26 protein-coding genes are annotated in these 25,497 nt (G+C 60.8%); 13 read left to right on the forward strand and 13 right to left on the reverse strand.

Translation table 11 applies throughout. The features are described 5' to 3' along the window. Positions 1 to 6: 6 nt before the first annotated feature. Positions 7 to 990, forward strand: a complete 984-nt coding sequence (locus QMZ29_RS13830; RefSeq protein WP_060432711.1) for a nitrilase family protein — start codon at positions 7 to 9, stop codon at positions 988 to 990. A gap of 86 nt (positions 991 to 1,076) precedes the next feature. Here QMZ29_RS13830 and ompX read toward each other — a convergent pair whose 3' ends face one another. After that, positions 1,077 to 1,595 (reverse strand): outer membrane protein OmpX, encoded by a 519-nt coding sequence (gene ompX, locus QMZ29_RS13835; RefSeq protein WP_019454480.1) that lies wholly within the window; start codon positions 1,593 to 1,595, stop codon positions 1,077 to 1,079. Between the two features lie 400 nt (positions 1,596 to 1,995). Between ompX and rhtA the strand changes: the two genes are divergently transcribed. Then, positions 1,996 to 2,883 (forward strand): threonine/homoserine exporter RhtA, encoded by an 888-nt coding sequence (rhtA, locus tag QMZ29_RS13840; RefSeq protein WP_025302089.1) that lies wholly within the window; start codon positions 1,996 to 1,998, stop codon positions 2,881 to 2,883. A 132-nt stretch (positions 2,884 to 3,015) separates the two neighbouring features. After that, positions 3,016 to 3,483 carry an N-acetylneuraminate anomerase gene (gene nanQ / locus QMZ29_RS13845; protein WP_060432710.1) on the forward strand — a complete coding sequence of 156 codons (468 nt, stop codon included), beginning with the start codon at positions 3,016 to 3,018 and terminating at the stop codon, positions 3,481 to 3,483. On the opposite strand, the gene QMZ29_RS13850 is transcribed toward nanQ, so the two are convergent. Further along, positions 3,465 to 4,016 carry an AAA family ATPase gene (locus QMZ29_RS13850; RefSeq protein WP_025302087.1) on the reverse strand — a complete coding sequence of 184 codons (552 nt, stop codon included), beginning with the start codon at positions 4,014 to 4,016 and terminating at the stop codon, positions 3,465 to 3,467. The two genes, nanQ and QMZ29_RS13850, sit on opposite strands and share 19 nt — an antisense overlap. 356 nt (positions 4,017 to 4,372) lie before the next feature. Between QMZ29_RS13850 and dps the strand changes: the two genes are divergently transcribed. The 6 genes from dps to ybiO all read left to right on the forward strand — a co-directional run bounded on the left by dps (position 4,373) and on the right by ybiO (position 10,223). Further along, complete coding sequence (gene dps, locus QMZ29_RS13855; RefSeq protein ID WP_025302086.1) at positions 4,373 to 4,876, forward strand: DNA starvation/stationary phase protection protein Dps; 504 nt, start codon at positions 4,373 to 4,375, stop codon at positions 4,874 to 4,876. Between the two features lie 142 nt (positions 4,877 to 5,018). Beyond that, a complete protein-coding gene (locus QMZ29_RS13860) occupies positions 5,019 to 5,285 on the forward strand; it encodes a DksA/TraR family C4-type zinc finger protein (protein ID WP_049208895.1) in 267 nt (88 codons plus the stop codon). Positions 5,286 to 5,624: 339 nt separating this feature from the next. Next, positions 5,625 to 6,368, forward strand: coding sequence for a glutamine ABC transporter substrate-binding protein GlnH (gene glnH / locus QMZ29_RS13865; RefSeq protein ID WP_004939223.1), 744 nt, complete (start codon positions 5,625 to 5,627; stop codon positions 6,366 to 6,368). Between the two features lie 103 nt (positions 6,369 to 6,471). Continuing rightward, positions 6,472 to 7,131 carry a glutamine ABC transporter permease GlnP gene (gene glnP, locus QMZ29_RS13870; protein WP_019454487.1) on the forward strand — a complete coding sequence of 220 codons (660 nt, stop codon included), beginning with the start codon at positions 6,472 to 6,474 and terminating at the stop codon, positions 7,129 to 7,131. Further along, complete coding sequence (glnQ, locus tag QMZ29_RS13875) at positions 7,128 to 7,850, forward strand: glutamine ABC transporter ATP-binding protein GlnQ (protein ID WP_004939230.1); 723 nt, start codon at positions 7,128 to 7,130, stop codon at positions 7,848 to 7,850. The genes glnP and glnQ overlap by 4 nt, the downstream gene beginning before the upstream one ends. A gap of 153 nt (positions 7,851 to 8,003) precedes the next feature. After that, positions 8,004 to 10,223 carry a mechanosensitive channel protein gene (ybiO, locus tag QMZ29_RS13880; protein WP_261423964.1) on the forward strand — a complete coding sequence of 740 codons (2,220 nt, stop codon included), beginning with the start codon at positions 8,004 to 8,006 and terminating at the stop codon, positions 10,221 to 10,223. Positions 10,224 to 10,225: 2 nt separating this feature from the next. Here ybiO and QMZ29_RS13885 read toward each other — a convergent pair whose 3' ends face one another. The 5 genes from QMZ29_RS13885 to rlmF all read right to left on the reverse strand — a co-directional run bounded on the left by QMZ29_RS13885 (position 10,226) and on the right by rlmF (position 15,190). Then, positions 10,226 to 11,236 carry an alpha/beta hydrolase family protein gene (locus tag QMZ29_RS13885; RefSeq protein ID WP_261423966.1) on the reverse strand — a complete coding sequence of 337 codons (1,011 nt, stop codon included), beginning with the start codon at positions 11,234 to 11,236 and terminating at the stop codon, positions 10,226 to 10,228. Continuing rightward, positions 11,224 to 11,862, reverse strand: a complete 639-nt coding sequence (locus QMZ29_RS13890) for a GNAT family N-acetyltransferase (RefSeq protein ID WP_148123253.1) — start codon at positions 11,860 to 11,862, stop codon at positions 11,224 to 11,226. Before QMZ29_RS13890 ends, QMZ29_RS13885 begins: the two co-directional genes overlap by 13 nt. Before the next feature lie 11 nt (positions 11,863 to 11,873). Further along, the gene (locus QMZ29_RS13895; protein WP_060432707.1) at positions 11,874 to 12,443 is read right to left on the reverse strand and encodes a TetR/AcrR family transcriptional regulator; all 570 of its coding nucleotides are present in this window, start codon (positions 12,441 to 12,443) and stop codon (positions 11,874 to 11,876) included. Between the two features lie 182 nt (positions 12,444 to 12,625). Further along, positions 12,626 to 13,930, reverse strand: coding sequence for a methyl-accepting chemotaxis protein (locus tag QMZ29_RS13900; RefSeq protein WP_261423970.1), 1,305 nt, complete (start codon positions 13,928 to 13,930; stop codon positions 12,626 to 12,628). A 294-nt stretch (positions 13,931 to 14,224) separates the two neighbouring features. Continuing rightward, entirely contained in the window at positions 14,225 to 15,190 is a 966-nt protein-coding gene (rlmF, locus tag QMZ29_RS13905) for a 23S rRNA (adenine(1618)-N(6))-methyltransferase RlmF (RefSeq protein WP_167325058.1), read from the reverse strand. Positions 15,191 to 15,308: 118 nt separating this feature from the next. On the opposite strand from rlmF, the gene QMZ29_RS13910 reads away from it, so the two are divergent. From QMZ29_RS13910 to QMZ29_RS13920, 3 genes are all read left to right on the forward strand, one after another. Next, on the forward strand, positions 15,309 to 15,938 hold the full coding sequence (locus tag QMZ29_RS13910) for a flavin reductase family protein (RefSeq protein WP_025302078.1): 630 nt from the start codon (positions 15,309 to 15,311) through the stop codon (positions 15,936 to 15,938). Between the two features lie 166 nt (positions 15,939 to 16,104). Then, positions 16,105 to 16,365, forward strand: a complete 261-nt coding sequence (gene bhsA / locus QMZ29_RS13915; RefSeq protein ID WP_025302077.1) for a multiple stress resistance protein BhsA — start codon at positions 16,105 to 16,107, stop codon at positions 16,363 to 16,365. A gap of 286 nt (positions 16,366 to 16,651) precedes the next feature. After that, the gene (locus QMZ29_RS13920) at positions 16,652 to 17,287 is read left to right on the forward strand and encodes a carbonic anhydrase (RefSeq protein WP_025302076.1); all 636 of its coding nucleotides are present in this window, start codon (positions 16,652 to 16,654) and stop codon (positions 17,285 to 17,287) included. 63 nt (positions 17,288 to 17,350) lie between these two features. On the opposite strand, the gene QMZ29_RS13925 is transcribed toward QMZ29_RS13920, so the two are convergent. Genes QMZ29_RS13925 through QMZ29_RS13940 form a run of 4 tightly spaced genes read right to left on the reverse strand, consistent with a single transcriptional unit; the run spans position 17,351 to position 22,362 of the window. Next, the gene (locus QMZ29_RS13925; RefSeq protein WP_060432704.1) at positions 17,351 to 19,207 is read right to left on the reverse strand and encodes a M3 family metallopeptidase; all 1,857 of its coding nucleotides are present in this window, start codon (positions 19,205 to 19,207) and stop codon (positions 17,351 to 17,353) included. Positions 19,208 to 19,253: 46 nt separating this feature from the next. Beyond that, the gene (gene ybiB / locus QMZ29_RS13930; protein WP_261423997.1) at positions 19,254 to 20,213 is read right to left on the reverse strand and encodes a DNA-binding protein YbiB; all 960 of its coding nucleotides are present in this window, start codon (positions 20,211 to 20,213) and stop codon (positions 19,254 to 19,256) included. Positions 20,214 to 20,251: 38 nt separating this feature from the next. Continuing rightward, positions 20,252 to 20,881 carry an FMN-binding negative transcriptional regulator gene (locus QMZ29_RS13935; RefSeq protein WP_197811178.1) on the reverse strand — a complete coding sequence of 210 codons (630 nt, stop codon included), beginning with the start codon at positions 20,879 to 20,881 and terminating at the stop codon, positions 20,252 to 20,254. Between the two features lie 56 nt (positions 20,882 to 20,937). Further along, a complete protein-coding gene (locus QMZ29_RS13940; protein ID WP_261423999.1) occupies positions 20,938 to 22,362 on the reverse strand; it encodes an MFS transporter in 1,425 nt (474 codons plus the stop codon). A gap of 99 nt (positions 22,363 to 22,461) precedes the next feature. Between QMZ29_RS13940 and QMZ29_RS13945 the strand changes: the two genes are divergently transcribed. Next, a complete protein-coding gene (locus QMZ29_RS13945; RefSeq protein WP_060447562.1) occupies positions 22,462 to 23,301 on the forward strand; it encodes a helix-turn-helix transcriptional regulator in 840 nt (279 codons plus the stop codon). On the opposite strand, the gene QMZ29_RS13950 is transcribed toward QMZ29_RS13945, so the two are convergent. Next, positions 23,298 to 23,927 (reverse strand): LysE family translocator, encoded by a 630-nt coding sequence (locus QMZ29_RS13950; protein WP_147822963.1) that lies wholly within the window; start codon positions 23,925 to 23,927, stop codon positions 23,298 to 23,300. The genes QMZ29_RS13945 and QMZ29_RS13950 overlap by 4 nt on opposite strands. Before the next feature lie 79 nt (positions 23,928 to 24,006). Continuing rightward, positions 24,007 to 25,458, reverse strand: a complete 1,452-nt coding sequence (locus QMZ29_RS13955) for a bifunctional 2-methylcitrate dehydratase/aconitate hydratase (RefSeq protein WP_147823035.1) — start codon at positions 25,456 to 25,458, stop codon at positions 24,007 to 24,009. Positions 25,459 to 25,497 lie beyond the last annotated feature (39 nt).

Raw genomic sequence — 25,497 nt, forward strand, 5'->3', positions numbered from 1 at the left:
GACACCATGACCATCTCATTACGCGCCGCCACGGTGCAATTCCAGCATCGCGCCAACGATAAAAATTACAACCTGTCGACCATGGAGCGCTTTATCGCTCAGGCGGCCGAGCAGCAGGTACAGCTGCTGGCCTTCCCGGAAATGTGCGTCACCGGCTATTGGCACGTGCGCCATCTGTCCGACGCCGAAGTGCGGGCGCTGGCGGAGCCGATCGTGAGCAGCCCCTCGCTGGCGCGCATTCGCCCGCTGGCTGAGCGTTACAACATGGCGATTGGCGTCGGGCTGATCGAGCTGGGCGATGATGGCCGGTGTTACAACGCCTATGCCGTTTGTCTGCCGGACGGCGAACTGCATGTGCACCGCAAACTGCACGCCTTCGAGCACCCGGCTATCGCCAGCGGCGACCGCTATACGGTGTTCGATACCCCCTGGGGCGTACGCGTGGGCGTATTGATCTGCTGGGACAACAATCTGGTGGAGAATGTGCGCGCAACGGCGCTGCTGGGCGCGGACGTGCTGATGGCCCCGCACCAGACCGGCGGCACCCATTCGCGCAGCCCGCACGGCATGAAGCCAATCCCGCAGGCGCTGTGGCAGCGGCGGGTGGAAGATCCGCAGGCGATAGAAGCCGCCTTTCGCGGCGAACACGGCCGCGGCTGGCTAATGCGCTGGCTGCCGTCGCGCGCTCACGACAACGGGCTGTTCTTGCTGTTCAGCAACGGCGTGGGCCGAGATGACGATGAAATACGCACCGGCAACGCGATGATCCTCGATCCTTACGGCCGCATCGTAGCGGAGACCTGGGCGGCGGAAGACCGGCTGGTCAGCGCCGATCTCGATCTGACGCTGATCCCGCTCAGCACCGGCCGCCGCTGGATTTACGGACGCCGCCCCGAGCTGTACGGGTTGTTGACCGAACCGCAAGGCTATGAACGCGATGCCCGCAGCGCGCGCTTTTCGACACAGCCGACGGGGCGCGGCAGCCGATAACAGATAAAAAAAATCCGCCCGGAGGCGGATTTTTTATCGGTGCGACAAAAGCTGCCGCAGGTTCATGCCCTCAGGCACGAACACACTTAGAAGCGGTAGCCTACGCCAACGTTCCAGGTGCCAACGTCAACGCTACGAATGCGGTTCTGCTCGTAACCGACATCCAGGGCAACGTTCTCGATTGGGTTGAACTGCAGACCGGCACCGTAGGTGAAGCCGTAGTCAGCGGTATCGTGACGAGAAGTACCGTTCTGAGCGTTGGTAGTGAATTTACCGTAACCCAGACCAACCAGACCGTAGATGCTCGCCCAGTCATTGATGCGGTATGCTGGACCGGCAGAGATAGAGTTGTACTGAGCTTTGTTGTAGAAACCGTCCTGAGAACCGTCCTTTTCCAGGTGGGTAAAGGAACCGATTACGCCCAGTGGGTTGTTGTCGAACTCGTAACGGTATTTCAGGTTGAAACCGTCGGCCTTGTTAGCAACGCCTTGGAAATCACCCTGCGCATAGCCAGCGGATACGGTGCTCTGACCAGCGAATGCGGTACCTGCGCTAACTGCTAATACGCAAGCTGCTACTGCGGAAAGACATGCAATTTTTTTCATAACCACCTCAAACGCGTTTTATTATTAAGTACATCCATTTGTTCATGCTTTGAAAATATAACAAAAATTAGCGTGAAACTCTGCCTTGAAATGAGTGTCTAATGCTTTATATCGTGTAACAGAAGATTTCAAGAACAGTGTATCTGCTTCTTTTCGCTCTATTTTCGGCCATATTCTACGGCTTTCTGTGACAAAAATCACCAATTTAATATCCAGATAATTCTTAAGAAAAAGCGCACTTTTTGACCAAATCCACCCCATCTCATCCGAGGATCGGTGGATTTCACCGCGATGCGCGCTTTTCTCAGACAGATTTTCGCCATTTCATTTACACTGCTCGCATCCCCGTTTCGACCGTTTTCTCAAGGCTGAGGAACGGCGCATAAAAGGCCCGTTAAGGATGTCGTTATCTACTTCCGGCAGAGCGCCCTCCGCGCTGCTGCCTATCTGTCTGTTAATCATCGCCATGGTGTCTATCCAGAGCGGTGCCTCGTTGGCCAAAAGCCTGTTCCCGATCGTGGGTGCGGAAGGCATTACGACGCTGCGTCTTTTCATCGGCACCCTGATTCTGTTCATTATCTTCCGCCCATGGCGTATGCGCATCGCCGCTGGTAGCCGCTTGCCGCTACTGATTTACGGCCTGTCGCTCGGCGCGATGAATTACCTGTTCTACCTGTCGCTGCGCACCGTGCCGCTCGGCATCGCCGTGGCGCTGGAGTTTACTGGCCCGCTCGCGGTGGCCATGTTCTCCTCGCGGCGGCCGATCGACTTCCTCTGGGTGGCATTGGCGATCGCCGGATTATGGTTCCTGCTGCCGCTCGGCCACGGCGTGGGCGGGATAGACCCCTTCGGTGCCGCCTGCGCGCTCGGCGCCGGCGCCTGCTGGGCGGTCTATATCATCTTCGGCCAGAAGGCCGGCGGCGATCACGGCCCCGGCACGGTGGCGCTCGGCTCGCTGATCGCCGCGTTGGTGTTCTGCCCGATCGGCGCCTGGCAAACCGGCAGCGTGCTGTTCAACGTTGAGATTCTGCCGATAGCCCTGGCGGTAGCCATCCTCTCCACCGCGCTGCCTTATTCGCTGGAGATCATCGCGCTGCCCAAAATTCCGGCGCGCACCTTCGGCACCTTGATGAGCCTGGAACCGGCGATGGCGGCGTTATCCGGCATGCTGTTCCTCGGCGAACACCTGAGCGGCGTGCAATGGCTGGCGCTGGCGGCGATCATCGCCGCCTCCATGGGCTCCGCCCTCACCATTCGCCCCAAACCTCGCCTCGAAAGCCTTTCCTGATCGCCCGACCCGCCTGCAGACCGCAACGTCGGAATGCAGGCGGGTTAACTGTTTTCCTCGTGACAAGTCGGCATACTTCCCCTTAGCCTGTATCGCAGGCTCTTTGGACTTTCGCTCACATGGAGAATAACAGTGATTCACAACAGCCTGTTCAACCCACGCTTCGGCCGCGGACTCGCGCCGGCGCTGGTTTCAACCCTGACCGAGTTGCGCCGATGCGACCTGCCCGAACTGGCGCTGGGGCATCACCCGATCGACGGCGACAACATCTTTATGGACGTGATGACGCTGACCACCGCGCCGGCGGCGGAAAAGCGCGCCGAAATGCATCAGGAATACATCGCGCTGCATCTGCTGATCAGCGGTGAAGAACGAATCGAATACGGCCTGGCGGGCAACGGGCATCGTGAACACCCCCACGCGGAAAATAGCGATCTGCTGCTGCTGGACATTAAACGTCACCCGCAAACGCTGCACATGACGCACGGTATGTTCGCGATCTTTTTCCAGATGGAACCGCACAAGACCGGCTGCCTATGGCAGCGCCCGCAGCACATTAAGAAAGCGGTGGTGAGGATCCATCACCGCCTACTGCTGTGACCCTGCGGCAGCGCCCGTAGAAAATCGGCGGCCTGGCGGGGAGAGCGCAAGCGCTTGAAATGGCGCCCTACATCGGTACGGGCCATCTCCGCCAGGTATTTTCGCCGGTTCTTCGAGTAAGTGCGGATCGTCCACAGCACGATCGACTCACGGCTGAAGAAAGAACGGCGGAAACTTTCACGATTGCCGGTGCCCGGCCACAGCTCACGTTTGCTGGCCGCGCGTCGGCACGCCCGGCGCACGGCCTGCCACAGCGTGCGGCAGAAGCCGTAGTCCAACCACAGGATATAATCGACTTCGCGCCACTTAATCGGTTGTGTGCGGCTGTAGTTGCCGTCCAGCACCCAGCCTCCTCCCGCTTCGGCCAGCGTCTGCTCTAACCGCGCCAGGAACGCGTCATCGGGCGTACCCTGCCACTCGGGCCGCCAATACAGGCTGTCCATCTCGATATAGGGAACGTCAAGCCGTTCCGCCAATTGACGCGCCAGGGTGCTTTTACCGCTGCCGCTGGTGCCGACGACGTTAATTTTCATCACTCGCCAATAAAAACTGGGATAATTCCCTTACTTTAACCGCATCAATTACGGCTATCAATCTGAATAGGCTTACAATTAACAGCACGATAACAATATGGATATTTAGTCGAATCAGCCTATCCGCAGAAAATAAGATAACAGGGATAAATCGTCACTAACCAAAACAATAACAAAAAAATAAAAATAGCAATTAAATTCATTGCATTACATAGAAACACAAACCAAATTAAAATATTGACATTAGACCAAGCCTATTTGTGCAATAGCCATTTTCGTACGGCAAAAATAAATACCCCTGCTATAATTGATCCCGTAACGAAATAGGACAACGACTAATCAAGAGGATATCTGATATGAGTACCGCTAAACTGGTGAAAACGAAATCTTCTGATCTGCTGTATACCCGTAACGATCTGGACGAAAAAGTCAAACTGGCCGCCATCAAGGCGCTGAACCATCAGGTCGTGCAATTTATCGATCTTTCGTTGATCACCAAACAGGCGCACTGGAACATGCGCGGCGCGAACTTCATCGCGGTTCATGAAATGCTGGACGGCTTCCGTACCGCCATCATCGAGCATCAGGACACCTTCGCCGAGCGCGTAGTGCAACTGGGCGGCGTGGCGCTGGGCACCGTACAGGTCGTTAACGATCAGACGCCGCTGAAAAGCTATCCGACCAATATCCACAGCGTGCAAGAACACCTGAAAGCGCTGGCCGATCGCTACGGCGCGGTGGCGAATGACATCCGTAAGGCCATTACCGAAGTGGAAGATGAAGACACCGCCGACATGTTCACCGCCGCATCGCGCGATCTGGACAAGTTCCTGTGGTTCATCGAATCCAATATCGAATAACGCCGCAACGCGTTGCAGACCGCCCGTCGTGCCGGGCAGAACAGGCTGGGCTTCGCCCGGCCTGTTTTCTTTTGCGCGGTCGTTGAATTGTGCAAAAAACGGCCCATATTAAACGGTAGAGTTCCCTTGTTAGGAGGTGATGATGGCCAGCGGCTGGGCGGCAGACGGCGCCGTACAAGATCAGATTGACTCCACCGTCGACGATGCGGTGCAGCGTGCGCGTGATGCGCTCGGGCATGGCGAGAGCGAACGCTATTGCCAGGAATGCGGAGAACCGATCCCCGAGGCGCGCCGCAAGGCGTTAACAGGCGTGCGTTTTTGTCTCGCCTGCCAGGCAGAACAAGACAAAAAACACGCGGCCAATAGCCTGTACAACCGGCGCGGCAGCAAAGACAGCCAGTTGCGTTAGCATTATCTGCTCCCCTTTTTCTCCTCTCGCGGCCCCCGCTTGCACCGTCGGTGCATCATGAAAGTTAGAGTTAGTTATCAATATTGAAGCAAAAACGTTAAAGAACGGTTGTTTCACAGCCAAAATTTGGTTAATGATAGCCCCGTGCACCAAGATAATTCTTACGCACCATTTCGGTGCCTCATTGTGGTGCACAACCATAACAATTCGCCTTTTCGGCACAACATCACGAAGTAACTCTTTGTTTTTATAGTAGTTGAAAACATGGCACGATTTTTTCATGGCACCAACTGCAATATAAAAAATGGGTAATCCGCAACCTGTACAGGAATTCCTCTCATGAAGTCGATTTTTAAAGTCTCCCTGGCCGCACTCTCTCTGGCCTTTGCCGTAAGTTCCCACGCAGCAGACAAACTGGTGGTTGCCACCGACACCGCTTTCGTTCCTTTTGAGTTCAAACAAGGCGACAAATACGTCGGCTTCGACATCGATCTGTGGGCGGCTGTCGCCAAAGAGCTGAAGCTGGACTACACCCTGAAACCGATGGACTTCGGCGGCATCATTCCGGCGCTGCAGACCAAAAACGTCGATCTGGCGCTGGCCGGCATCACCATCACCGATGAGCGCAAGAAAGCTATCGACTTCTCCGATGGCTACTACAAGAGCGGCCTGCTGGTAATGGTCAACGCCGACAACAACAGCGTGAAAAGCATCGACGATCTAAATGGTAAAGTGGTGGCGGTGAAGAGCGGCACCGGTTCGGTGGATTACGCCAAGCAGCACATCAAAACCAAGGATCTGCGTCAGTTCCCTAACATCGACAACGCCTACATGGAGCTGGGCACCAAGCGCGCCGATGCGGTGCTGCACGACACGCCAAACATCCTATACTTCATCAAGACGGCCGGCGCCGGCAAGTTCAAAACCGTCGGCGATTCGCTGGAAGCGCAGCAGTATGGCATCGCCTTCCCTAAAGGCAGCGACGAGCTGCGCGAGAAGGTGAACGGCGCGCTGAAAACCCTGCGCGAGAACGGCACCTATAACGAAATCTACAAGAAGTGGTTCGGTACCGAACCTAAGTAAGCTGTGAATTTGGCAAGCTATTAACTTAAGCACAGGGGGTCGCTTAACCCCCTGCGCTTCGTTGTATCTGATACCCACGTTTGGGATCACCGGGAGAAATATCATGCAGTTCGACTGGAGCGCCATCTGGCCCGCCATTCCTATCTTGTTAGAGGGCGCCAAAATGACCCTGTGGATTTCGGTCCTCGGTCTGATTGGCGGCCTGATCATCGGCCTCGTCGCCGGCTTTGCCCGCACCTACGGCGGATGGATCGCCAACCACATCGCGTTGGTGTTTATCGAAGTGATCCGCGGCACGCCGATCGTGGTACAGGTGATGTTCATCTACTTCGCCCTGCCGATGGCATTTAGCGACTTGCGTATCGATCCGTTCACCGCGGCAGTGGTGACCATCATGATCAACTCCGGCGCTTACATCGCGGAAATCACCCGCGGCGCGGTGCTGTCGATTCATAACGGTTTCCGCGAAGCCGGCCTGGCGCTCGGCCTGTCGCGCCGCGAAACCATCCGCTACGTCATTATGCCGCTGGCGCTGCGTCGCATGCTGCCGCCGCTGGGCAACCAGTGGATCATCAGCATCAAAGACACCTCGCTGTTCATCGTGATCGGCGTGGCGGAGCTGACCCGTCAGGGTCAGGAAATTATTGCCGGTAACTTCCGCGCGCTGGAAATCTGGAGCGCCGTGGCGGTTATCTACCTGATTATTACCCTGGTGCTGAGCTTCGTGCTGCGTCGTCTGGAAAGAAGGATGAAAATCCTGTGATTGAATTTAAAAACGTCTCCAAGCATTTTGGCCAAACCCAGGTGCTGCACAACATCGATTTGAAGATCGACAAAGGCGAAGTGGTGGTGATCATCGGGCCATCCGGCTCTGGCAAATCCACCCTGCTGCGCTGCATCAACAAGCTGGAAGAGGTGACCAGCGGCGATCTGATCGTCGATGGCCTAAAAGCCAACGATCCGAAAGTGGACGATCGGTTGATCCGCCAGGAAGCCGGCATGGTATTCCAGCAGTTCTACCTATTCCCGCACCTGACGGCGCTGGAAAACGTCGCCTTTGGCCCGATCCGCGTGCGCGGCGCGAAGAAGTCCGATGCGGAAAAGCTGGCGCGCGAGCTGCTGGCTAAGGTCGGTTTGGCGGAGCGCGCCCACCACTACCCGTCCGAACTGTCGGGCGGCCAGCAGCAGCGCGTGGCCATTGCGCGCGCGCTGGCGGTGAAGCCGAAAATGATGCTGTTCGACGAGCCGACCTCTGCGCTCGATCCGGAGCTGCGCCACGAAGTGCTGAAGGTGATGCAGGATCTGGCCGAGGAAGGCATGACGATGGTCATCGTCACCCACGAAGTCGGCTTTGCCGAAAAAGTGGCGTCGCGCCTGATCTTTATCGATAAGGGCCGGATTGCCGAAGACGGCAACCCGCACGACCTGATCAACCATCCGCCAAGCCCGCGTCTGCAGGAGTTCCTGCAGCACGTTTCCTGATCCTGGCGGTTTAACGGCGGGCGCGCCACGCGCCCGCCGCTTTCATTCCGCACGCGTTCCCACGCCCCATCGCGTTTCCTTTCCTACTATATTCATTGTTTTCATCGTATTGCTCTGACATCCGCCGATCACAGAACGCCAAAGAGAGGAACAATGCCGCCAAACGCATACTCCCGACGAGGTTCTCATCTGCGAGAACACCTGCTTTTCCTGCTGCTGTTGCTGACCTTGAGCGTCTTCGCACCACCGGCGCTGGCGCAAAACGCGCCGCCTGCGCCCGCCGACAAGAGCGAGCAGCAGAAGGCCGCCTACGCCGCGCTGGCCGATCTGCTGCAAGACGACAAAGCGCGCGCGGAACTCATCAATCACCTGAAACAGACCGCCGGCGACGCCCCCGCCGCAGCGCCGGCAACGTCGGAGGAATCGACGCCAGCCACGCTGAGCGACAGCCTGAACTCGCTGGCGCAGGAAGGCATCGGCACCTTTAACCAGAAGCTCGGCGCGCTGCAAAAGCTGATCGACTCCGGCCCGAAGCGCGTTTTCAATCCCGCCGGCTTTTTCCGCGCGCTGGGCTACTTTCTGCTGACGGTGGCGGTCACCTTTGCGCTGTTCCACCTGATCCGGCGGTTGATCGCGCCGCTGTACAAACGCATGGGCAGTTGGGGGCACAATGCGCGGCTGCAACGCGGCCCGTGGTATAAGCGCCCCGCCGCCATTCTCGGCGCTTTCGCCGTCGATCTGCTGGTGCTGCTGCTGGCGCTGGCGGCGGGCAATCTGTTCGCCCGCCACGTCCACGCCGACAGCGCCACCATTCTGCGGCTGCAGACCCTGTTTCTCAGCGCCTTCGCGGTGATTGAATTTTTCAAGGCGGTGCTGCGGCTGATTTTCGCCCCTAACTTCGACTACCTGCGTCCCTTCCCCTTCAGCGACCGGAGCGCACGCTACTGGAACACGCGCCTCGCCTGGCTCAGCGGGCTGATCGGCTACGGTCTGATGGTGGTGGTGCCGGTGGTGGCGGTACAAATAAGCTACCCGGCCGCCGCCGCCGTCAACCTGGTGGTGATGCTGGCGCTGACGCTGTACGCCATTTGGCTGATCCTGCACAACCGCAAACCGATACAGCAACAGATCAACCTGCTGGCCGAACGGTCGATGGCGTTTTTCAGCGTGATCCTGCGCGGCCTGGGGCATATCTGGCACCTGCTGGCGATCGCCTATTTTCTGGTGTTGTTCGTGCTGTCCCAGTTCGACATCGGCAACAGCCTGCGCTTTATGATGAGCGCCACGGTGAAAAGCCTGCTGGTGGTCGGCGTCGGCGCCCTGCTGTCCGGCATGCTGACCCGCTGGATTTTCCGCCGCATTTCGCTGCCGACCGACGTCAATCTGCGCTATCCGATGCTCGAGCGGCGCATCAACTCCTACATCCCCAACGGGTTGAAGATACTGCGGGTGATGGTGGTGCTGACGGTGACGCTGTTTCTGCTCGACGCCTGGCACCTGATCAACCTGTACCAGTGGGCGGGCAGCGAAAATGGCCAGCGGACGCTCGGCGGGCTGGTGCATATCCTGCTGATCCTGCTGATTGCCGTCTTCAGCTGGACGCTGATGGCCAGCATCATCGAACACCGCCTGGCGCTGGAACTGAGCAACGGCGTGCGGCCGAGCGCGCGTGAACGCACGCTGCTGACGCTGTTTCGCAACGTGCTGGCTATCGTGATCAGCACCATTACCGTGATGATCGTGCTGTCGCAGGTCGGGCTGAACATCGCGCCGCTGCTGGCGGGCGCCGGCGCGCTGGGGCTGGCCATCAGCTTCGGTGCCCAGACGCTGGTGAAAGACGTGATCACCGGCGTGTTCATCCAGTTTGAAAACGGCATGAACACCGGCGAATATGTCACCGTCAGCGGCATCACCGGCACCGTGGAGCGCATGACCATCCGCTCGATCGGCCTGCGCGACGACTACGGCGTCTATCACATCGTGCCGTACTCTTCGATCACCACGCTGGCCAACTATGCGCGTGAGTTCGGGGTGTATCGCGCCAACTACACCGTCAGCCGCGACGAGGACATCGATCGGGTCAATGAGGTGCTGCATCAGGCCATCGCGGCGCTGAAGCAGGATGAACAGGTGAAGCATTTCCTGATTGGCGAGCCGGTCTTCAACGGCGTGGTGGCGCTGGGAGACCGCTCGTTCACCACCCGCGTGACGGTGCGCACGCAGGCGCTGAAACAGTGGGTGGTGCAATACGCCCTCGACCGGCTGGTGAAAATCCATTTCGATCGGGCCGGTATCGGCATGCCGCAACAGGCGATGCAGATCTCCCGCGCGCCGCAGCCGCACGAAGAACAGGCGCCGCCCGCGGCGATCTGAGGTTAGCGCCCGCGCCCGCAGGGCTGAGCGGCCAGGAAGGCCGCCACGTCCTGCCGGTAGGCATCGTATTGCACCGAGCGCGGCGCAAACAGGCCCACCACGTTGATCAGCCACGGATGGCGCGCGAACAGCGGTTTGATCATCACGTGGTCGGCTTCGTCGATGCGCGTCACCGTCAACAGCGAGGCCGGGACCGTTTGCCGATAAACGCGCTCGGTTTCGTCCGCGTCCACGTTGACGTCACGCCCGCCCAGTATCAGGTGTACCGGCGTGTTGAAATTTCGTAATCCCGCCGTCGCATCGCTGGCCATGTTGGCGCGAATAAAGCGCCAGCGGTCGGCGCTCAATGCGGCGGTGGCGCCATACTCACGGCGGTACTGCGCGTAGCCGTCCGGTTGTTCGAGCAGCGTTTGAATGTGGCGCCAGTGCGCCTCGCGCGCGGCGATCGACGCTTCATTGTCCCCTGCCGCCACCATCGCTGCCCAGGTGTTATAACGCCCTTGCTGCAGCCAGTTGATCGCCGGCGCCAGCGCCAGCGTGAAGGCGATGTCGGGGCGCAAACGCGCCACCTCCGGCATCACCCACCCCGCCTGGCTGGTGCCCCAGAGCCCCACGCAGCGCGCATCGAAGCGCCCGTCCCGCCGGGCCCAGTCGATGATATCGGCGGTTTCCCGTGCGCGATCCGCCATGGTCTGATGCAGCCAGTTGCCGCCGGAGCCGCCAACGCCCGGCTTATCGAAGGATAAAACCGCATAGCCCTGCTGCGCCATCGCCTCCCAAATGCCGTAATAGCCTTCGTCGCGGCTGGCGTTAGCCGGCCCATCGCCGTGCACGAACACCACGATACCGGGCTTGATCGGCGCATGCTGCGGCAACACCAGCGTGCCGGTCAACCGGTTGCCGCCGGCGGTCACCACGACCGGTTCGGTGACAAAGCGAAAGTCGTTGACGTAAATCACCCAGCCAAACGCCGCCAAAACCAGCGCCACGAGGCACAGCCCTATTTTGCGCACGTCGCCTCCCCGTTGCGTTTCTCCATCAATATCCAATCGGCCTGGCCGAACAGTAAGCCCAGCGAGGCGTAATGCTCTTCGCGCCGCACCTGAAAGCCGCAGCGCCGGTACAGACGCTGCGCATCCACGTTGCGCCGGCTGACGTGCAGGCTCAGACGCCGGCCTGTGCCTTGTTCGGCGGCGTAGTCGTTCATCCACTGCAGCAGCCGCCTGCCCACCCCTTTACCGCGCTGGTTCTCGGCCACCGCCAGGTAAGAGAGATACAGCTCACCGGCCGCCGGAGTGTGCTGCAGCACCGCAATTTGCAGATACATGCGCCAAACGTTCAGCCAGCCATAGCGGCGGCACAGCCGCCAAATCGGCAAGGTGCGCGGACGCAGCCCGACGTTGTTCTCGCCAGCGGCCGCATTGAGCGCAAAGGCCGCCACCACCTGTTCATCTTGCTTCACCACGAAGCTGCGCTCCCGGCTGCCGCTTTGCTGCCAACTCCACAGCCGATAGAACAGACGCCACTGAAGGCGGGCGCTGAGACGGCGCGCGCGCTGAAACTTGTCGCTGAACGCGGCGTAGATCAGCGCCGCCGTTTGCAGGCGATCAGCGTCGTGATAAGGATCAATATGCAACATATCAACCTCGTCTAGGGTTGGCGGTAGAGCAACTGCTCCAACAGCCGCACCGGCGCGGTCTCCTCCGGCGCAGGCGACGCAAAGATCGCCTGCCGCCAGGCCTGGCTTTCGATCACGTCCAGCACCAGCTGCGCGAGCGGTAACGGCGCTATCGCCGCCGCGATCTCACCGGTTTGCTGAGCGTCGGCGATCGTCGTCGCCAGCGCCTCAATCAGTTGCCGCTGGTTGGCGCTGAACGGCTCGGCCAACGCCGGGTTGCGTGCCACCTCCGCCACGATCTCCGCCGACAGTTGCACATTGGCCGGCTCGGCGACAAAGGCGTGATAGGCGGTGAAAAAGGCCGACAGCGCCTGTTTCGGCCGCGTTCTGTCGGCCCGCAATCCGGCGGCGAACTCGGCGAATATGCCGTTTTCCAGCAGCGCAATTTCGCCGATCAACGCCTCCTTGCCGGAAAAATGGTTATAGAGGTTGCCGACGCTGACGCCCGCTGCCTGCGCGATATCTCGCATGCTGGTCTGGTGAAATCCCTTATGGGTAAAGCTGTGCAGCGCGGCCTCGACAATCTTTTCTCGATTTCCCATCGTCAGCTCCCGAAACGGTGAAGGGGCGCCTGGCGCCACAAATTGACATCAACAAATGAACGAACGTTCGTTCATTTTCAAGTCTAGCATAGACCGATAAAATTGAACCGCAGCTCAACGGCGCAGGAATCGGTAGGAAGAGGCAAACGCCGCCCCTCTTTTAGGGGCGGCGCCCGGCACACTCAGTGCAGCGCGTCGCCCTGCTTCACTGACGTAAATGCTTGCATCAGCTTCACGACGTCGTGCATGCCGATGTTGACCTGGTTGATCACTTCCCCGGCGTCATGGGTCAATGCCACGCCGCCGCCAGCCTGTTCCACACAGGTCGCCATGCCGGCGATCGCCGCCGCTACGCCCTGCTGGATAGACTTGGTCATGCGTTCGATCTCGGTCGCCGCCTTGCGCGACTGCTCCGCCAGCGTGCGCACTTCGTTGGCCACCACGGCAAAACCGCGCCCGTGCTCACCGGCGTGGGCGGCTTCGATGGAGGCGTTAATCGCCAGCAGGTTGGTTTGGGAGGCGATTTTACGAATGGCTTCGACGATGGTGCCGATCTGCTGAGAGCACTTACCGAGCTCGGTGACCACGTCCGACGTTTCGCGCGCCGCCGCTTCGACCTGCTGCATGCCCTTCACCGCCTGCTGTACGATGACCGCACCCTGCGCCGCCTGCCGATCGGTGTCAAGCGACAGATGATGCGCGTTACGCACCATCTCTTCTTCGTGCTGCTGCTGTTGCATCAGCCGGGTGATGTCCTGGGCGATCTTCACCACTTTCACCACCTGGCCGTCGTTGTCGAGGATCGGGTTATAGCTGGCCTCCAGCCATACCCGTTCACCGCGCCGGTTGACGCGCTCAAAACGCCCGGTGATGAACTCGCCGCGCGCCAGGCGCTGCCAATGCCGCCGATAATCGTCGGAAGCGGCGAACTCCGGCGGGCACAGCACCGCATGCGACTGCCCACACGCCTCTTCCAGCCGATAGCCCATCAGCGCCAACATATTGTCGTTGGCGCTGACAATGGTGCCCTGCGGCGTGAAAGCGATCATCGCCATCGAGCGATTCAACGCCGCCAGCAGGCTGCGGTGCTCCTGCGCCTGCGTCACTCGCTCGGTCACTTCGCTGGCGATCTTGACGATTTCCACCACCTTACCCTGTTTATTCAGCACCGGCGCATAGGTGCCCTGCAGCCACACCGCCTCGCCGTTTTTCGCGATGCGCTTTATGGTGTCCGTGATGGGTTGGCCTTTATTCAGCGTCTCCCAATGTTTGCGATATAACGGGCTGGCGACATAGTTCGGATCGCAGAAAATACGGTGATGCTGACCTATCACGTCATCACGTTGAAATCCCAGCGTGCTGAGGAAAAGATCGTTGGCGCGCAAGACCGTGCCGTCGAGCGAAAATACGATCATCGGAACGGCGTGTTCTATCGCGCTCAGCTCGGCGCCTTTGTGGGTAGTTAACTGACTGAATCGTAACAGCATAAGGTGTAGTCCTTGTGGCAGATGATGGCGCTTTTCTTATTTTTCCTGGCCACATGCCGCGCCCACACGCAGACGTGCCATCGCGGAAGGAACGGGCAGCGCCGCTCCTTCTGGTTATTGCTCTTAACCGGATTAAATTTATTTATTCAGTAAAGTAATTATTCGAATTTAAATAAACCAACAACCTAAGATTTTTATTATGAAAACTGTATTGAGAATAACGTAAGTGATGAAAATTGAAAGGTAAAATGCGGATTTTTGTCGGCGCCGGCAGGATAACTGGCGCCGGGAAGATTAACGCCAGCGTTCGGCTGCCCAGGCGGCCTGTTGCTCGGCGTCGTGGAAGGTCCAGGCGACGAAGCGGCTGATCTTCTGCCCTTGCGCCATCTCGATGGTGCGCACCTCGGCCGCGCCCGCCACCTTCAGCGCATGATAAATGGCCGGCAGCGTGGTGTTTTTCGAGATGAGCGAAGTGAACCACAGGCAGTTGTTGGCCTTGCTGACGCTCTCTTCCACCATCTTGCGCACAAAGGCTTCTTCGCCGCCTTCGCACCACAGCTCGTTGTTCTTGCCGCCGAAGTTTTGCACCGGCTTGTCGGCCACTTCCCCTTTGCCCAATTTATGCAGCTTGCGGCGGGTGCTGGCGCGCGCTTCCTGCTCGGACGCGTGGAACGGCGGGTTGCACAGGGTGGCGTCGAATTTCTCGGCCGCGCCGATGATGCCGCTAAAAATCAGCTCAGGCTGTTTTTGCAGCCGCAGACGCACGCTATTGCGCAGTGTCGGGTTCATCTCGACGATCATCTTGGCCGCGTTGAGCGACACCGGATCGATTTCAGACCCGGTGAAACGCCAGCCGTATTCGCGCAGGCCGACGATCGGGTAGATGCAGTTGGCGCCGACGCCGACGTCGAGGATCGCCACGCCCTTGCCGCGCGGGATCTCGCCGCCGTTGCTGGTCGCCAGCAGATCCGCCAGGTGGTGCAGATAGTCGGCGCGGCCGGGGATCGGCGGGCACAGGTAGTCCGCCGGAATATCCCAGTGTTCGATGCCGTAAAAGTGTTGCAGCAACGCACGGTTGAGCATTTTCACCGCCGCCGGATCGGCGAAATCCACCGAGACATCGCCCCAGGCGTTCGGTTTCACGAACGGCGCCAGCGCCGGGCAGCTGGCGATCAGCGCCGGGAAGTCGTAGCGCGAACGATGACGGTTGCGCGGGTGCAGGCCGCTTTTCTGCTGCGGGAAGGTTTTCTTTTTTTCCACCGTGACGGGCTCTCTTGAAGGGATTTCCGGCGCGTAAGATAACACATCCGGCCCGCAATGGCGCAGCGGCGGGAAACCCGGCACAATGAAAGCTTCATCGATTGCCACAGGGTCCCCCATGAGCCGTGAATCTCGCTATTATTATGAACCCGCCGCCGGCCACGGCCTGCCGCACGATCCGCTGAACGCCATCGTCGGCCCGCGCCCCATCGGCTGGATCTCTTCCCGCAGCGCCGCTGGCTTGCGTAATCTGGCGCCCTACAGCTTTTTCAACTGCTTCAACTACCGCCCACCGATCATCGGTTTCGCCAGCACCGGCTGGAAAGACAGCGTGGCGAATATCGTAGAAACCGGCGAGTTCGTTTGGAACCTGGCGACGCGCCCGTTGGCGGAAGCGATGAACAACAGTTCCATCACCCTGCCGCGCGGTGAGGACGAATTCGCCTTCGCCGGCGTCACGCCGCTGCCCGGGCGCCGGGTCAAAGCCGAGCGCGTGGCCGAAAGCCCGGTGAACTTCGAATGCCGGCTGACCCAATGCATCCAACTGCAAACCGCCGCCGGGGAACAGGTGGAGACCTGGCTGGTGTTGGGCGAGGTGGTGGCGGTGCATCTCGATCCGGCGCTGCTGGATGAACACGGCGTCTACCAGACGGCCGCCGCCGAACCTATCCTGCGCGCCGGCGGCCCGACCGCCTACTACGGCATTTCCGAACAGCACCGTTTCGATCTGACGCGCCCGTCACGCTGATCGTTTCCCCCGTTTATGCAGAAGATAAACGGGGGAATTAATAATCAAAAAATCTGAATAAAACTATCAACACTCTCCGATTTCATCCCGCCTGTCACTGCGCAATAATCTGCCCATCGAAAGGCAAACCCTTTCTCCCTAATTCACTTTGACAGGAATGACGAACATGAAAACCATCAAAACTTTTGCTGCTGCTATTGCTCTGGCCACCGTTTCTTTCACCACTTTTGCCGCTGAACACGTCAGCGCCCAGGATGCCGCCCAATTCGAAAAAGCCGGCGTGATCGTCGCCAGCGGCGCAACCGACCTGAGCAGCCTGACCTCTCAGCTGGCCGCCAAAGCCGATGCCGTAGGCGCCAAGGCTTTCACCATCACCTCTACCAGCGGCAATAACCTGATGCACGCCACCGCGGTTATCTACAAATAATCGCCGCCCCAGACGTCCAAAAGCCCGCCGGATATCATCCCGGCGGGCTTTTTTTATGTTCGCGTACGTCAGCGCTGAATGGGTACGACAGCAATTTTCCTATCGTCCGCTTTGTCAGCAACCCACGCGTCAACGACCCGGAAAATACCGTCGCCAACAGGCAGAAACCCTTTATTTTATGGGGTTTGCAGGCAGTTAAGCACACATTTTTTTACCACCCCATTGCTGGACTAACGGGAGAGGATGATTATCATGTTACGCAGACTACAGATGCAGAGAGCGTTGTATGCAACATATCATTGAAGGTTTCCTCAGTTTCCAGAAAGAGATTTTCCCGCAGCGTAAGGAACTCTTTCGCAGCCTGGCCTCCAGCCAAAATCCTAAAGCGCTTTTCATCTCCTGTTCTGACAGCCGTCTGGTGCCCGAGCTGGTGACGCAGCAAGAACCTGGGCAGCTTTTCGTTATCCGTAACGCCGGTAACATCGTCCCTTCCTTTGGCCCGGAGCCGGGTGGGGTTTCTGCGACTATCGAATACGCGGTGGTGGCGCTGGGCGTGACTGATATCGTGATTTGTGGCCACTCGAACTGTGGCGCCATGAAGGCTATCGCATCCTGTCAGTGCCTCGATCCCATGCCTGCCGTTGCCCACTGGCTGCACTACGCGGATGCGGCCAAAGCGGTGGTCGAAAAGAAAACCTGGGATAGCGAAACAGACAAAGTGAACGCTATGGTGGAAGAAAACGTCATAGCCCAGCTAAATAATATCAAAACCCACCCTTCTGTGGCGGTGGGTCTGCGCAACAGTGGGCTGCGCCTACACGGCTGGGTATACGACATCGAAAGCGGCGAAATTCGCACGCTGGATAGAAACACCAAGAGCTTCGTGTCTCTGGCCGATAATCCCGACGTCTATTTCGAATAAAATAACGCCCGGTTTTTATCATTAAATAAAATCCACGCCGCGGCGTGGATTTTATTGTCAGCCTTAAGGCAAGCGCGCCTCTATCGCCGCAGCGAAGTCGCGGCACATCCGCTCGTCACCCTCGGCGTTGTCCGCCAATACCGTCTCGCCATCCACCACCCGGATGTGCGCCTGCAAATCGAAATCTGCCGGCGGCTGCGGGCGCTTGGCCGCGGCGGCCATCGTCTGCTGCGCCTCATGCCACGCCTGTGCCACCGTCTGGTTGCAGGCCTGCGCCAGATAGTCAGGATTAAACCCTTCGCCGGTCAGGCTGTGCAGCGTGTCGTCATGGCTGACGCTGTTGCCCGGCAACCAGTAGTGTTGCGCCAGATCCGGGCCAATGGCCGGGTTGTCCGTCAGGTAACCGTCGCGCTGCAGGAAGAAGTGACGGGTTTGCTCTACCGCCATCATCGCCAGCAGATAGCCCTGGTAGGAACAGGCGGATTCTAGCGACAGCAGGTGCGGGATCGCCAACGTCGGACGCGGGCTGCCGCTGATGCCGAGGATCTTTTGCTCGACCTCGCGCGCCAGCGCGGTAATGGCTTCCGGCGTGCGCTGCTCGTCATCCCACTGGTACAGCGCCCACTCGAAGTACGGCACCAGCAGGATGTGGCGTTCGTTGAACGCACGCATCGGCTGGCGCGCCGCGATGCCGGCCTCGATCAGCGCATCAGGCACCGCTTCGCCGGCGGCGTTTTTCGCATAGCGTTTCAGCCAGTCGGCGTCGTCCAGCAGGCTGTCGCAGAACATCGACTGGGTTTCGGCATAGGCCATCGAGGTCGGTGGGAACTCCTGCGAGAAGCACGGCGCATTCTGGCGAATGTTGGCGAAGTGCGCCGCGTGGCCGCCCTCGTGGAACAGGGTGTTGAGCCCGTAAGCGCCGCTGCCCACCTGCCCCGGCTGCGCCAGGCTGGTGAAGTTGATGCGCGCCGGCACCCATTCCCCCTGGCGCACAAACGGCGGCACCGGGCCGTGCATAAAGCCGTTCTCATACTTGCCTTTGCGCACCAACAGATCGAGGTTCATCTCGGCGCCGCCAAAGCCGATGTGCAGGCGTTTGAAGCTGTCGACCCAGCGTTCCAGCGAACGAGAAAACGGGAAGTAAGGATCCAGTTGACGGGTGACGTCGCCGGCGCTGGCGAAGCGGACGTTCCACGGCTCCAGCGCCTGGCCGCCCTTGTCGGCCGCCAGCTGTTGCAGGCTGCGCGCGTTGGCCTCGCGGGTTTCCCGCTCGAAACGATCCAGAATGGCGAACAGCTGCTCCGGCGTCATGCGCTCGGTTTTGTTCACCTTGTAGTCGAAATAGTTGCGATAGCCCATCTGGCGCGCAAAGCGGTTGCGCAGGCCGATCAGCTCCGGCAGGCCGTTATGCAGCAGCCATTGCTCCAGGTCGCGCAGCGCCTGCTGCGAACTGCGGCGGTAGTCTTCGTTCGGGTTGGTCGCCTGGTTGGTCAGCAGCTCGCCGAGCGAGGCCGCCACCCGCTGGCCGTCGGCGTTCAGATGTGTGACCTGATAGCCCTTGCGGCGCGAGTAGAGATCGGACTCGGCGTGAATGATCTGATCCAACAACGCCTGCGCCTGCGGATCTTCAATGGCGTTACAGTCGAAGAAACGCAGCCAGCCTTGCAGGCCGTGGATCAGCGCATCGCGCTGCGCCTCCTGCGGCAGCGTTTCCAATCCGGCCAGCAGATTGCGGATCTCGGCCAGCCGGCGCGGTTCGGCGATAAAGCGCTTATAGGCGCTTTCCGCGGCGGAAAAGCGCGCCGACACGCCTTCATCGCCGGTGCCCATGTAGTTTTGCCAGAACAGCTCTTCTTTGGCGCGGTGAACGTCGAGGTAATCCTGGTTCAATTGATTGAAGTAATCGAGAGCCTGTTGCATAACCGTCCTTCTCAGCCGATGAGGAAATATCCCAGTATAGTCGCGCTTAGGCCTGACGCAGGCGCTGCAGCCCCTGCTCGAGCGTCTCGCTCTCGCCGGCGGCCACCAGGCAACAGGCGACCTGCCGCTGGATGGCCTGCGGGATCGCCACCTCGCCCGCCAGGCAGCGCTCGGTCCAGCGTGCGGTGGTTTCCGCGTCTTTCGCCGCCGGCAATGCCGGCGTTTCATCCTGCAAGGTGCGCTCCAGCAATACGTGCTGTTCGCCGCCGACGATATGGTGAATCTGCGGGCAGCGCTGCGGGTTGGCGTAGGCTTCGCCTTCGGTGCCGTGCATCAACAGCCCGCGGGCGCCGATCTGGCGGAAAAACGACGCCACCCGGCCAACATACTCCGGGTGAGAGACGCTGGCGAGGCGCAGCGCATCCTGTTCGCCGAACGGCGTCGCCAGCTTGGCCAGCGTATGGGCGCTGTTGCGCACCCCCATGCGCCAACGCAGCCCAAGCTGCTGCGCCAACGGCGCCGACAGCGCGGAAACCGGCATGAATACCGCCTCGCCGTTATCGAGGCGCTGCTGGGCATGAGCGGCCTGTTCCGACCACGGCAGCCCCAGGGCACGGAAAATCTCGGCGCTGGTCACACGGGTGCTGTCGTCCAGGATGCCGTGCACCACCACCGGCAGGCCCACTTTCGCGAGCAGCAGCGCCAGCAGCGGCGTCAGGTTGGCCTGCTTGCGCGCGCCGTTGTAGCTCGGCAGCACCACCGGCAGTGGCCGCCCCTGCGGCGCCTGCAGCGGCAAGACCTGCTGCTGCATCGCCTGATAGAAGCCCAGCATCTCCTCTTCGGCTTCGCCCTTGATGCGCAGCGCGATCAGAATGCCGCCCAGCTCCAGCTCGGGGACCTCTCCAGCCAGCATCGTCTGATACAGCTCAAAGGCGGTCTGCCGATCCAGATCGCGCGCATGATTTTTGCCGCGGCCTATTTCTTTGATAATTTTGGTGTAATCCATCCGAAGGTTCCCTCAGCTCACTCTTCGGTTAGCATACCCTATCCGCGCCGCCGCTCAACCTCCGCCGCCAACCGCCGCTGCGCGTCATCGCCCTCGCACAGCCCGGCGATCACCCCGCCGGCATCGTCGGCGCTGCGGTTTTGGCTCATCTTGCATTTGCCTTCGCGCCGGGTGACGGCGATCTCGATACCGACGATGCCTTTAAGCTGCGCGGCGATGTAGTTGGCCGGCGCATCATCGAGCCGCCAGGGCGCCGGGCGGCGCCCTTCCTGCTGCGCGGTCAGATCGATCAGTTGGCGGCGCAGCCAGGCCGGGTCGTCCATCACCGTCGGTACGCCATACAGCTGCACCACGCTGTAATTCCAGGTCGGCACCACCTTGCCGGTCTGGCGCTTGCTCGGGTACCAGCCGGGCGACACATAACCTTCCACGCCCTGAAAAATTACCAGGCATTCCGCCGCATGCTGCAGCCGCCGCCAGTGCGCGTTGGCACGCGACAGGTGCGCCCGCAGCCGGATTTGCCCCTGTTCGACATCGGCCAGAAACGGCAGTGGATCGGCCGTCAATCCCTGTTCGCCGTGGCTGACCAATAGCCCCAACGGGTGGGCGCGCACCAGCGCCAGTTGGGCATCCAGATCGTCTTCGCGAAATGCGGCGGGTTGAAACATCAGTGTGGCTCCTTACGCTCTCTCATGATGACGACAGTAAAGCACCTGCCGGCGGCCTACTTAAGATCCGCTTTCTGAGTATTTCGAGTGATCCGGTTTAACAACAGCAGGGCAATGCCCATCGCCACCAAATTACAGAGCATCGCGCCGGCAAAGGCCTGGGCATAGCGCTCCGCTGCGCCGCCGCTCGCCAACAGCGGCACAAAACCGACGCCGCTGACCACGATGCCCAGCGCGCCCCCCACCTGCTGCACCGTGGCAACCAGACCCGCCGCCATGCCCGCCTGCCGCTCCGGCGCCAAACCGAGCACCAGATTCAGCAGCGGCGTCATGCTCAGCGCCTGACCGAACCCCAGCACCACTAACCCCGGCAGCAGCCGCAGAGGGTGCGCCAGCGCCTCACCCCACAGCGCCTGCGCCATCAATAGCGCCAACCCGGCGGCGTAAATCGCCACGCCCACGCTCAGTACGCCATTGCCCCAACGCAGCGCCAGCCGGGGCGCCAGCATCGACGCCAGCATAAAGGCCGCGCTGGCCGGGGCGAACAGGCTGCCCGCCTGAAAAGGCGTCAGCCCCGCCCCCGCCTGCAGCAGCAGTGCGAAACACAAGAAAAACGAGGAGGCGGTGGCATAAATCGCCAGCACCACCGCCATGCCCGGCGCGAAGCCCGCCTGACGGAACAGCGCCGGATCGAGCACCGCATCATCACCGCGCTGCGCCAGACGGCGCTCCCAACGCAGAAAGCCCCACAGCGTCAGCATCGCTAACGCCAACATCGGCGCTATCCACCACGGCCAGCCGCGCGCCGGCCCCTCCAGCAACGGCAGCAACAACAGCGACAGGCCGGTCGCCGCCAGCCACAGGCCAACGCCGTCCAGCCGCTGCGCCTGCGCCACGCGCGATTCGGGAATGCGCCGCGCCGCCCACAGCGCCATTGCGCCGATCGGCAAATTGATCAAAAAGATCATGCGCCAGCCGCTGCCGAACAGGTTAGCCTCGATGATAAATCCGCCGAGGATCTGGCCGAAGATTGCCGCCAATCCCAGCGTCATGCCCAGCCAAGCGAAGGCGCGCCGCCGCTGTTGCGGCGCGTACAGGACCCGCATCAAGGCGTAAATTTGCGGGAACAACAGCGCCGCCGTCGCCCCCTGCAGAATACGCGCGGCGATCAGCAGGCCGAGCGATCCCGCCAGCCCGCACAACAGGGAGCTCAGCGTGAATCCCAGCATGCCGAGGCTGAACAAGCGCCGACGCCCGAAGCGATCGCCCAAACGCCCACCGGCGATCAACAGCACCCCAAACGCCAGCTCATAACCGGCGACGATCAAACCGATCCCGGCGAAATCGGCGGCGAACTGCCGCTGGATCACCGGCGCCGCCACGTTGACCACGAACAGATCGAACACCGTGACGAACCCGCCCAACAGCAGCACCGGCAGGCCAGGCAGCCCTCGCCGCTCACGAGATAATGAATGTTCCATACCACCTCCAGAGATTATGATGGCCGCAGTATGGAACAGGGTTTAAACTGTTACTATATAGCCATTTATACTATTACTGACAGCAACAGGACGGCCGACATGCCCCCACGCACCCTCGAACGCACCCGCCACGAACTGGGGGATTTTCTGCGGCAAAAGCGAGAACAACTGTCACCAGAGTCAGTCGGCTTGCCAAGCGGCAGCCGCCGCCGCACGCCGGGATTGCGGCGCGAGGAGGTGGCGGCGCTGGCCGGCGTCGGCCTCACCTGGTACACCTGGCTGGAGCAAGGCAGGGAAATCAATGCGTCGGTGACGTTTTTGGAAAATCTGGCGCGGGTGCTGCAGCTCGACGCCGCCGGCCGCTACCACCTGTTCTTATTGGCGCATCAGCGCCCGCCGGTGCCGGTTGGGCATCAGTGGTGCCAGGTTTCGCCGTTGGTGCGGCGCCTGCTGGACGATTTGACGCTGCGGCCGGCCTACGTCATGAACCTGAGTTGGGACATCATCGCCTGGAATCCGGCGGCGCAGCGGCTGTTCGCCATCGGCGATCGCCCGGCGCAAGAACGCAACATGTTGTGGATGCTGTTTGCCGATCCGCAGCTCAATGCGCGCCTGCTGGAGTGGCGGGCGCAGGCGCCGCAAATCCTGGCCAGCTTCCGCCGCGACTACGCCCGTGCGCCGGAGGATGAGGTGATGCGCCAACGGGTACAGGCGCTGGAGCAGGTATCGCCGCAATTCCGCCAGCTCTGGCGGCAGCATGACATTCACGGACGTTGCCAGGGGCGGCGCAGCTTCATCGTCCCGGCAATCGGCCCGGTCACCTTTGACCACGCCTCTTTCATCGTCGACGAAGAGAACCACCTGCGGCTGGTGATGTACAGCGCGCTGCCGGACGAACCGGCCAGCGCGGCGTTTGAAGCGCTGCTGCGCGAGGGTTAGCGGCGGCTGTCGAAAATGAGCTTGCAGGCCAGCCCGGCAAATACGCCGCTCAGCAGGTAGTTCGGCCAGCGGGCGCTGAAGCGGCGGCCGGCGAAGCGGCTTTTCATGCGGCTGACCGCCAGGATCACCCCGCCGTTAATCAGCAACCCCACCAGATTCAGCACCGTCGCCAGCGCCAGCATCTGTACCACCACCGAGCCGGCACGCGGATCGATAAACTGGGGGAACAGCGCCAGCACGAACAGTGCCATTTTCGGGTTGAGGATGTTGGTGAACAGTCCCTGCCGGAAAATTCGCGCCGTCGGCACGGCCTGCAACCCGGCAGAAGCCTGCAGACTGCTGCCGGATCGCAGCGTTTTCCACGCCAGGTAGAGCAGATAGGCGGCGCCCAACATTCTCACCGCGTCGTAAGCCAGCGGCACCGCGACGAACAGTTGCGACAACCCCAGCGCCGCCGCCAGCGCGTGGCAGTATGTGCCGAGCTGAATGCCCGCCAGCGAAGCGAAACCGGCGCGCCGCCCCTGGCTGACGCTGCGCGAAGCGATCAGCAGCATATCCGGGCCGGGGGTCAGCGCCAGCGCCACGCAGGCACCGGAAAACAACAACAACGTTGCGGCATCAATCATGAATCACCTGATAAGAAGACGGACGGGGATGGAACGTCCATCATAGCGACGCCGACGTGGCTTGTCAGCGCCGCTCACCTCAGATCACCCACAAATCGAGATACTCGTTGACCGGCATCTGCGCCAGCCGCTGGCGGTCCAGCGACACCTCGAGAATGCGCTGCTGCTGCAGGGCTGGGAACTGGCGCGCCAGGTTGGTTTTGAACTTCTCGATCAGCAGCGGGATGCCCTCTTCGCGCCGCCGCGCATGGCCGATAGGATACTCCACCGCCACCTCATCCAGACGGCTGCCGTCGGCGAACTCCACCGTCAGCGCATTGGCGATCGAGCGCTTTTCCGGATCGTGATAATCGCGCGTGAAAGCGGGATCTTCATGGCAGTGGATCTTGCTACGCAATGCGTCGATACGCGGATCTTCGGCCACCCGGTCTTCGTAATCCGCCGCCGTCAGCCGGCCGAACAGCAATGGGATCGCCACCATATACTGAATGCAGTGATCGCGATCCGCCGGGTTATCCAGCGGCCCCTGCTTGTCGATAATGCGCAGGCAAGCCTCGTGGGTGCGGATGCTCACCCTGGCGATGTCGGCGGCGGTTTTGCCGGCGGCCTGCATCTGGCGGTGCAGCGTCATGGCCGCCTCCACGGCGGTCTGGGCATGGAACTCCGCCGGGAACGAAATTTTAAACAGCACGTTCTCCATCACATATGCGCCGTACGGCCGCTGGAAGCGGAAAGGTTTGCCGTTGAACGAGACGTCGTAGAATCCCCAGGTCGGTGCCGTCAGCGCCGAGGGGTAGCCCATTTCGCCGGTGGCGGCCATCAGCGCCAACCGCACCGCGCGGGCGGTCGCATCTCCCGCTGCCCAGGATTTGCGGGTGCCGGCGTTCGGCGCGTGGCGATAGGTACGCAGCGACTGCCCGTCCACCCACGCCAGCGACACCGCGTTCAGGATCGCCTCGCGGCTCAGGCCGAGCAGCTGCGCCACCACCGCGGTGGACGCCACCTTCACCAGCAGCACGTGATCCAACCCTACCCGGTTGAAGGCGTTTTCCAGCGCCAGGCAGCCCTGGATCTCATGCGCCTTGATCATGGCGATCAGCACCTGCCGCATGGTCAGCGGCGCTTTGCCTGCCGCCACCGCCTGGCGAGAGAGCCAATCGGCCACCGCCAGGATCCCGCCCAGGTTATCCGACGGGTGGCCCCACTCCGCCGCCAGCCAGGTGTCGTTGAAGTCGAGCCAGCGGATCATGGCGCCGATATTGAACGCCGCCTGCACCGGATCCAGCTGGAAACGGGTGCCCGGCACCCGGCTGCCGTTCAGCACCTCGGCGCCCGGCACCACCGGCCCCATCAGTTTCTTGCAGGCCGGGTAGCTCAGCGCCTCCAGCCCGCAGCCGAGGGTGTCGAGCAGGCAATAGTGAGCGGTGCGGTACGCCGCCGGGGTATCGACGGCCTCTTTCATCACATAATCGACGATATCGACCATTTCGCGATCGAACGGCGGACGGCGGGTATTGGCAGACTCAAGCATCATGATTCCCAAAGGCTCCAGAGTGAAAACGACACGATA

It is taken from the genome of Serratia sp. PF-27 (genome assembly GCF_030053255.1).
Lineage (GTDB): Bacteria > Pseudomonadota > Gammaproteobacteria > Enterobacterales > Enterobacteriaceae > Serratia > Serratia bockelmannii.

What these genes read in the sequence shown, in the direction of transcription:
- glnH (WP_004939223.1), top strand. Translation starts at nt 5,625, where the DNA reads ATGAAGTCGATTTTTAAAGTCTCCCTGGCCGCACTCTCTCTGGCCTTT.
- dps (WP_025302086.1), top strand. Translation starts at nt 4,373, where the DNA reads ATGAGTACCGCTAAACTGGTGAAAACGAAATCTTCTGATCTGCTGTAT.
- glnP (WP_019454487.1), top strand. Translation starts at nt 6,472, where the DNA reads ATGCAGTTCGACTGGAGCGCCATCTGGCCCGCCATTCCTATCTTGTTA.
- QMZ29_RS13925 (WP_060432704.1), bottom strand. Translation starts at nt 19,207, where the DNA reads ATGCAACAGGCTCTCGATTACTTCAATCAATTGAACCAGGATTACCTC.
- QMZ29_RS13920 (WP_025302076.1), top strand. Translation starts at nt 16,652, where the DNA reads ATGCAACATATCATTGAAGGTTTCCTCAGTTTCCAGAAAGAGATTTTC.
- QMZ29_RS13900 (WP_261423970.1), bottom strand. Translation starts at nt 13,930, where the DNA reads ATGCTGTTACGATTCAGTCAGTTAACTACCCACAAAGGCGCCGAGCTG.
- QMZ29_RS13935 (WP_197811178.1), bottom strand. Translation starts at nt 20,881, where the DNA reads ATGTTTCAACCCGCCGCATTTCGCGAAGACGATCTGGATGCCCAACTG.
- QMZ29_RS13955 (WP_147823035.1), bottom strand. Translation starts at nt 25,458, where the DNA reads ATGCTTGAGTCTGCCAATACCCGCCGTCCGCCGTTCGATCGCGAAATG.
- QMZ29_RS13940 (WP_261423999.1), bottom strand. Translation starts at nt 22,362, where the DNA reads ATGGAACATTCATTATCTCGTGAGCGGCGAGGGCTGCCTGGCCTGCCG.
- QMZ29_RS13860 (WP_049208895.1), top strand. Translation starts at nt 5,019, where the DNA reads ATGGCCAGCGGCTGGGCGGCAGACGGCGCCGTACAAGATCAGATTGAC.
- QMZ29_RS13945 (WP_060447562.1), top strand. Translation starts at nt 22,462, where the DNA reads ATGCCCCCACGCACCCTCGAACGCACCCGCCACGAACTGGGGGATTTT.
- bhsA (WP_025302077.1), top strand. Translation starts at nt 16,105, where the DNA reads ATGAAAACCATCAAAACTTTTGCTGCTGCTATTGCTCTGGCCACCGTT.
- QMZ29_RS13910 (WP_025302078.1), top strand. Translation starts at nt 15,309, where the DNA reads ATGAGCCGTGAATCTCGCTATTATTATGAACCCGCCGCCGGCCACGGC.
- QMZ29_RS13895 (WP_060432707.1), bottom strand. Translation starts at nt 12,443, where the DNA reads ATGGGAAATCGAGAAAAGATTGTCGAGGCCGCGCTGCACAGCTTTACC.
- QMZ29_RS13890 (WP_148123253.1), bottom strand. Translation starts at nt 11,862, where the DNA reads ATGTTGCATATTGATCCTTATCACGACGCTGATCGCCTGCAAACGGCG.
- ybiO (WP_261423964.1), top strand. Translation starts at nt 8,004, where the DNA reads ATGCCGCCAAACGCATACTCCCGACGAGGTTCTCATCTGCGAGAACAC.
- rhtA (WP_025302089.1), top strand. Translation starts at nt 1,996, where the DNA reads ATGTCGTTATCTACTTCCGGCAGAGCGCCCTCCGCGCTGCTGCCTATC.
- QMZ29_RS13830 (WP_060432711.1), top strand. Translation starts at nt 7, where the DNA reads ATGACCATCTCATTACGCGCCGCCACGGTGCAATTCCAGCATCGCGCC.
- QMZ29_RS13850 (WP_025302087.1), bottom strand. Translation starts at nt 4,016, where the DNA reads ATGAAAATTAACGTCGTCGGCACCAGCGGCAGCGGTAAAAGCACCCTG.
- QMZ29_RS13950 (WP_147822963.1), bottom strand. Translation starts at nt 23,927, where the DNA reads ATGATTGATGCCGCAACGTTGTTGTTGTTTTCCGGTGCCTGCGTGGCG.
- ompX (WP_019454480.1), bottom strand. Translation starts at nt 1,595, where the DNA reads ATGAAAAAAATTGCATGTCTTTCCGCAGTAGCAGCTTGCGTATTAGCA.
- ybiB (WP_261423997.1), bottom strand. Translation starts at nt 20,213, where the DNA reads ATGGATTACACCAAAATTATCAAAGAAATAGGCCGCGGCAAAAATCAT.